At 43.9% G+C, this 6,829-nt stretch carries 5 protein-coding genes and 2 pseudogenes; 4 read left to right on the forward strand and 3 right to left on the reverse strand.

Going from position 1 to position 6,829, the window contains the following annotated elements; translation table 11 throughout:
- Nucleotides 1-421, forward strand: a 421-nt coding sequence (locus tag IQ242_RS12915) for a hypothetical protein (protein WP_193960251.1), incomplete at its 5' end; no start/stop codon positions are given.
- A 464-nt stretch (nucleotides 422-885) separates the two neighbouring features.
- Nucleotides 886-3,552 (forward strand): bifunctional acetaldehyde-CoA/alcohol dehydrogenase, encoded by a 2,667-nt coding sequence (adhE, locus tag IQ242_RS12920; RefSeq protein WP_193960252.1) that lies wholly within the window; start codon nucleotides 886-888, stop codon nucleotides 3,550-3,552.
- A gap of 135 nt (nucleotides 3,553-3,687) precedes the next feature.
- On the opposite strand, the gene gloB is transcribed toward adhE, so the two are convergent.
- A complete protein-coding gene (gloB, locus tag IQ242_RS12925) occupies nucleotides 3,688-4,461 on the reverse strand; it encodes a hydroxyacylglutathione hydrolase (RefSeq protein ID WP_193960253.1) in 774 nt (257 codons plus the stop codon).
- Nucleotides 4,462-4,659: 198 nt separating this feature from the next.
- Between gloB and IQ242_RS12930 the strand changes: the two are divergent.
- Nucleotides 4,660-5,006 (forward strand): annotated as a pseudogene (locus IQ242_RS12930) (transposase family protein); the annotation flags it as partial.
- A 284-nt stretch (nucleotides 5,007-5,290) separates the two neighbouring features.
- Here the strand turns inward: IQ242_RS12930 and IQ242_RS12935 are convergent.
- Nucleotides 5,291-5,545, reverse strand: a complete 255-nt coding sequence (locus IQ242_RS12935; RefSeq protein ID WP_002743903.1) for a SemiSWEET transporter — start codon at nucleotides 5,543-5,545, stop codon at nucleotides 5,291-5,293.
- A 115-nt stretch (nucleotides 5,546-5,660) separates the two neighbouring features.
- Nucleotides 5,661-6,161: a L,D-transpeptidase gene (locus IQ242_RS12940; protein ID WP_193960254.1), complete on the reverse strand. Its 501-nt coding sequence runs from the start codon at nucleotides 6,159-6,161 to the stop codon at nucleotides 5,661-5,663.
- Between the two features lie 288 nt (nucleotides 6,162-6,449).
- On the opposite strand from IQ242_RS12940, the pseudogene IQ242_RS12945 reads away from it, so the two are divergent.
- Nucleotides 6,450-6,829 (forward strand): annotated as a pseudogene (locus IQ242_RS12945) (RNA-guided endonuclease TnpB family protein); the annotation flags it as partial.

Genomic DNA, 6,829 nt, shown 5'->3' on the forward strand with positions numbered 1-6,829 from the left:
CGCTTATTTAGATACAGAAAATCCCAGTGATTGGATTGCTATTGTGGAAAACTCTCAAGAAATTGAAGCGACATTTACCGCTATTGATAAATGTATTGAAATTAGAAAAGTCGATGGTAGTGGTGGTATGGATAAACGCTGTGATGGAATGCTGACCTATGCTAATTGTTTGATTTTTGTAGAATTAAAAGAACGAAAGGGGAAAAATTCGGGGTGGGTAGGAGACGGAGAAGAGCAACTAAGAAACACAATTCGGGTATTTATTGAAAATCATGGTATAGAGGATTATTCATCTAGAAAAGCCTACATTGCTAATAACAAAAAGCCTAACTTTCAGACTTCACAAACGGAGAGGATGGAAAAATTTCGCCAAGAAACTGGGTTTAGATTAATCATTCAAAACACCATCAAAATTGAGTGATTTAATTCTCTTTGATTCGGTGGCTCTGAAGATATTGATTTTCTAGAGTTTAGAGATATCCTAGTTTGATGTTGAATCTCACCCTGAATCCGTTGCCAAGCTGTGATCAACTTTAAACTTTTCACTCAAGGAGCGCGGAATAGAACCAGCTTCTCGAACACCAGCTTGAATTTCTGGTAACTTGATCATTGAGTCTCTGTCCTCAAACTTTTTCTAGGTACTGGTCAATCCTAATTTATACTAAATCCAGTTATTAAAAACTGATTATTTATTCTCCCCTTTGCATGAGTGCCTCTTGTATGAGTGCCTGTCCTCATATGTTACCTATGCTCAATGGATTTAGGATTAGTATTCTATAATACCAATGCTTAGGAAACTATAAAGAAAATCCCAAGATTAAGCGAATCTCTTGGCGAAAAAGGCTATAGTAGCATAAAATCCGTAATTTTATCCACAAAATTGTTATGACAGTTACCAATAGACAAGAGCTAGAAGAACTGATTCAACAGGTAAAAAAAGCTCAACAACAATTTGCCAACTATAGCCAAGAACAAGTAGATATTATCTTCAAAAAAGCGGCATTAGCAGCCAACAACGCTCGCATTCCCCTAGCTAAAATGGCCGTACAAGAGACAGAGATGGGAGTAATAGAGGATAAAGTGATTAAAAACCATTTTGCCTCAGAAATCATCTACAACAAGTATAAACACAGCAAAACCTGCGGCATTATCGAAGAAGATAAATCCTTTGGATTGCAAAAAATCGCCGAACCCGTGGGCATTTTAGCGGGGATCGTACCCACCACAAATCCCACCGCCACAGCCATTTTTAAAGCCCTAATTGCCCTGAAAACCCGCAACGGCATCATTTTTTCTCCCCATCCGCGAGCCAAAGACTGCACCATCGCAGCGGCCAAAATAGTCTTAGAAGCGGCCGTCAAAGCGGGCGCACCGGCCGGTATTATTGGTTGGATCGATCAGCCATCGGTGGAACTTTCCCAAGCATTAATGCAACATCCCAGCATTAATTTAATCCTTGCTACCGGCGGCCCTGGTATGGTAAAAGCGGCCTATTCTTCGGGAAGACCTTCCCTAGGAGTCGGTGCCGGCAATACCCCCGCTTTAGTGGACGAAACCGCTCACATAAAAATGGCTGTTTCCTCGATTATTCTCAGTAAAACCTTCGATAACGGCATGATTTGTGCCTCCGAACAATCGGTAATCGTTGTCGATAGCATCTATGAAGAAGTTCGACAGGAATTTATTGATCGCGGGGCCTATCTTCTTTCCCCCGAAGAAAGGCAAAAAGTCGTCGGGATTCTCCTAAAAGATGGTCATATCAACCCCGATATCGTCGGTCAACCGGTAGAAAAATTAGCCGCCATGGCTGGAATTTCTGTTCCCGAAGATACCCGCTTACTAATCGGAGAAGTGGAAAATATTGGCTTAGAGGAACCATTTTCCTACGAAAAACTCTCGCCAATTTTAGCCATGTACCGGGCAAAAGACTTTGAAGATGGGGTAAAAAAAGCCGAAAAACTGGTCTTATTTGCCGGTCGAGGTCATACGGCCGTGCTTTATACCGCACCCTCCAATCGGGAAAATATTAAGCGCTTTGAAGACAACGTAGAAACGGCCCGGGTATTAATTAATACCCCTTCCTCCCAGGGTGCGATCGGTGATATCTATAACTTCCGTCTCGATCCTAGTTTAACCCTCGGTTGTGGCACTTGGGGCGGTAATTCCATCAGCGAAAACGTCGAACCTACCCACCTATTAAATATTAAAACCGTAGCCGAGCGCCGGGAAAATATGCTTTGGTTCCGAGTACCACCAAAAGTATATTTTAAATACGGAGCATTACCGATCGCTATTCGGGAATTAGCCGGCAAAAAACGGGCCTTTATTGTCACCGATAAACCTCTTTTTGACCTAGGAGTTACCGCACCTTTACAGGAAATTTTAGAAGAAATCGGCATCACGGTTAATATCTTTTATGATGTGGAACCCGATCCTTCCCTGGAAACCGTCGAACGCGGTTTAAGCGTGATTAATACCTTCAATCCCGATGTGATTATCGCTATCGGTGGTGGTTCCCCCATGGATGCCGCTAAAATCATGTGGCTACTCTACGAGCATCCAGAGATAGAATTCGAGAGCTTGGCCATGCGTTTTATGGATATCCGCAAACGAGTCTATGAATTGCCTCCTTTAGGCGAAAAAGCTCTCATGGTTTGTATTCCCACCACTTCGGGAACAGGATCAGAAGTGACTCCCTTCGCCGTCGTGACCGATCGCCGTAATAATATTAAGTATCCTCTGGCAGATTATGCCCTAACTCCCAGCATGGCAATTGTCGATCCGGAATTAGTGCTGAATATGCCGAAAAAATTAACAGCCTACGGCGGAATTGACGCGTTAACTCACGCTCTTGAGTCCTACGTCTCGGTTTTAGCCTCAGAGTACACCAATGCTCTTGCTCAAGATGCCATCCGACTGCTGTTTAAATACTTGCCCAGTTCCTATCATAACGGAGCTAAAGACCCGAAAGCGCGGGAAAAAGTCCATTATGCGGCGACAATGGCAGGAATGGCCTTCGCTAATGGCTTTTTAGGCATCTGTCACTCCATGGCCCACCAATTGGGGGCAATTTTCCATATTCCCCACGGTCTGGCCAATGCCTTGATGATTTCCCACGTCATCCTCTATAATGCCACCGATGCCCCCTTTAAACAGGCCACCTTCTCTCAGTACAAATATCCTAACGTGAAGTGGCGCTATGCCAGGATCGCCCATTCTCTGGGATTGGGAGGAGAAAGCGAGACCGAAAGTGTGGAAAGATTGGTATTAGCGATCGAATGTTTAAAACGGGAAATCGGTATTCCGGCCAGTATCAAAGAGGTAATTCCCGAAACTGAAGCCGAATTTATGGCCAAATTAGACCATTTAGCCGAACAAGCTTTCGATGATCAGTGTACCGGAGCCAATCCCCGTTATCCCCTGATCGAGGACTTAAAAAACCTGTTAATCCAAGCTTATCACGGCAATTTGCCCCTAGAGGTGGCGGTAAATGGTCACGGTGATGTCAGTCTTGCCGATTTGAAGTTAGATCCGCAACCCTTGAGCTTGTAGAGATAGATTTTGCCTTTGATCCCCCCTACCCCCTAGTAGGGTTGATTCATGAATCAACCCTACCATCAATCAACCCTACCCCCCTTAATCAGGGGGGTTTTGACAGTTTTTAACACCTACCTACTTAGCTACCACTTAAAAATTATCTTTTTTCCCCCGCAGCCGTGCAAACACTTGTACTGGTTCATTGCTGTCCATGGTCATGGCCAAAGCGGGACTATCCCAACGCAAAAAAGGATTAGTCAGCTTTTCCGTCCCCAAAATTGCTGGAATCGTGGGAAGATCTTCAGCGCGATCTTTCTCCACTTCCCGATAACGCTGTTGCAGAGCAGCATTATTAGGGTCAACTGTCAAGGCAAACTTTAAATTATTTAACGTATATTCGTGAGCGCACCAAACCCTGGTCTGGTCAGGCAGCGATCGCAATTTAGTTAAAGAAGCCACCATTTGCCCCGGTGTTCCCTCAAATAAACGACCACAACCCCCCGAAAACAGGGTATCACCACAGAATAACTCGCCGTAATCTCCGGGGTTAACCGGGGGAAAATAGTAGGCAATATGAGCGCGAGTGTGGCCGGGGACAAAGAAAACCTCGGCCGAGCGACCGGCAAATTCCACCCGATCCCCCTCCGCTAAAAACAGCTGCTGCCCCGGAATGCGACCGCGATCCTCCTTTCCCCCATAAACACAAAGATGGGGATAACGATTAATTAAAGCCTGATTAGCCCCCACATGGTCGCCGTGGTGATGGGTATTGAAAATAGCGACTAAATCCACCTGTAAAGCCTCTAATCGCCTGAAAACGGGTTCAGTTTCCGCCGGATCCACCACGGCTGCGATTTTTTGCGCTCGATCGTAGAGAAGGAAAATATAATTATCGGAAAGGGCGTTAAGACGTTCGATCTCCATGGTAGAATCTTGGGCTAAGGTTTAACTCGATCATTTGACATCCTCGCCGCCGTAAAACGGACGGCGATTCCTCACCACGCCACTTTTTTAGGGTGGTCGCATCAACGTAGGGCTATTTCATTCTCCCATCAGAATATCAAAAGTAAAAGCGATCACTGTCTTTGTAAAATGAGAAGTGACCGCCAACCTTTTAAATATATGTTGAGCTTAATAGAAAAACTGAAACAAGTCAAGGACTTTCGGAAAGATCAAGGAAAAAGACACCCTTTATGGATAGTATTAGTAGTAATAATACTGGGAACAATGCTAGGATACTTAAGTTATAGAGAGCTAGGAGAGTTTGCTAAAAATAATCGGCACAGGCTCAGTCAAGAATTTAACATAATTCCAGAAAGAGTCCCATCCTATTCAACAATTAGAAGGGTAATGATGGGAGTTAAATGGCTTTGTTAAAAGTGTTTAATGAATGGGCATTACAAGAATATGGACAAAGAGATGATATAAATTGGCTATATATAGATGGAAAAAGTCTCAAAAACACCCTAGATAGGGTTGGCTGAATAAATCTAAAAACATTGTTCGATAGGACTTTTAGACCTTTAATCGTGCTTCGTGTCACTGAGCTTGTCGAAGTGCTGTTCTAGGTTGGTCGGGGCTTCGGCCGTGAGTTCAGCCGAACGGTTTCATCCCATCAGTAAAACTGAGGGTCTTCACCCCGACATTTGAGATAAATTAACCTAAAAATCCGCTCTCCGTGGCTAGATGTGGGGATAAATTGTAGAATTGTCATGACGTGAGCAAATAGGGATGCAAGGGATTGTCAGTTGTTTTAATCATATTTAATCTTAAAATAGAGAATTGTCCCCGCTAAGATAAAAGTAACAAAATTAGCGACAATAATCGGTTTACTGCTCATATAAATCCCGTAGATTAGCCAAAGAAAAACCCCCAGACAAAAGCAAATAAACATAGTTAGGGACAAGTCCTTAGCCGAACGATAACGCCAAGTTTTAATCACTTGGGGTAAAAAGGAGACAGTGGTTAATATTCCCGCCACGATCCCGATTAGTTCAATAATATTCACCGCTTATCCTCTTGGCTTAGTTTCTCTCATTTTAAACTGTTGACTATCTAAATTACGCCTGACGACCGACGACCGACTCCTAACCTCACCAAGAAACTTTTTCAGCAGACCCTACTTATTGAGCGATTACTATCACTGAAGTGCCGATTTGTACCTTTTCAAATAAAGCCTTTATATCTCGATCGCGCATCCTGACGCAACCGTGGGAGACGGCCCGGCCGATGAGATTTTCTTGCGGTGTACCGTGAAAACCGATAAAATTCGCGCCATCGGTCCAAAATCCGATCCAACGCGCCCCCAAAGGGTTGTTTTTTCCCGATGGCACCAGTTGCCCGGTGAAAGGATGTTCCCAGACTGGTTCCCGCACCATCTGAATCACCCTAAATTGTCCCGTCGGGGTTTCCCAACCCCGGCGACCGATCGCCACTGGGTAAGAAGCGATTATTTTCTGTCCTTGGTAAACAAAAACTCGTCTTTTTTTTAAATTCAGCAGCAAACGGGTTTCCGTTCGAGTTACCGTGGTTGCGGGAAGGGAATTGCCCGGACTAATGGGGGGATTAAGGAAAAATTCCCCTATTCCTAGACATAAACAGAGAATCGGCAGAAAAACTCGCATCTGATACCAGCAAAGTCAAAATTTTTTATCCGTATTCTAATCTGATTGTGAGGATGTCAAACCGTCGATATGGTGAGTGCGGGAGGGAAGGATAAAATCGCAGTCGAGTTAGGCTAATTCGGTTACCTAAAATGTCGGATGAATGCCCCGCTAAATTTTTCGACAAGACATCAACCTTTGCGGGGGATGAAATCCGACCAGGATATTGACTGCGAAGCACGATTTTAATTCTACCATTTGTAGGTAAACTGTGTTATACTTAACTTATCCAGGGTCGAGGATTAATCGATGCTAGTCGTAGAAGCCAAGTTAAAAAACGGGACACCAGAACAATACCAAAGACTAGATGAAGCAATTAGGACATCTCAGTTTGTGCGTAACTCTTGTGTTCGTTATTGGATAGAAAATAAAGGAACAACCCGCAATGATCTCCAAAAACTTTGCGCGGTACTAGCTAACAATAAAGAGACACCATGGGTTAATAAATTAAACTCTCAAGCTCGTCAATCGGCTGCTGATAGAGCCTGGCAATCAATTACTAGGTTTTACCAGAATTGTCATGCCAAGATACCGGTCAAAAAGGGTTTTCCTCGGTTTAAAAAGCATAGTCGTTCGGTTGAGTATAAACTAACAGGCTACAAACTATCTGATGATCGACGTAAAATCAG

It is taken from the genome of Microcystis sp. LEGE 08355 (assembly GCF_015207185.1).
GTDB classification, from domain to species: Bacteria; Cyanobacteriota; Cyanobacteriia; order Cyanobacteriales; family Microcystaceae; genus Microcystis; species Microcystis panniformis.

Excerpts from the sequence above, each read along its gene's own strand:
- IQ242_RS12940 (WP_193960254.1), bottom strand. The coding sequence starts at position 6,161 with ATGCGAGTTTTTCTGCCGATTCTCTGTTTATGTCTAGGAATAGGGGAA.
- adhE (WP_193960252.1), top strand. The coding sequence starts at position 886 with ATGACAGTTACCAATAGACAAGAGCTAGAAGAACTGATTCAACAGGTA.
- gloB (WP_193960253.1), bottom strand. The coding sequence starts at position 4,461 with ATGGAGATCGAACGTCTTAACGCCCTTTCCGATAATTATATTTTCCTT.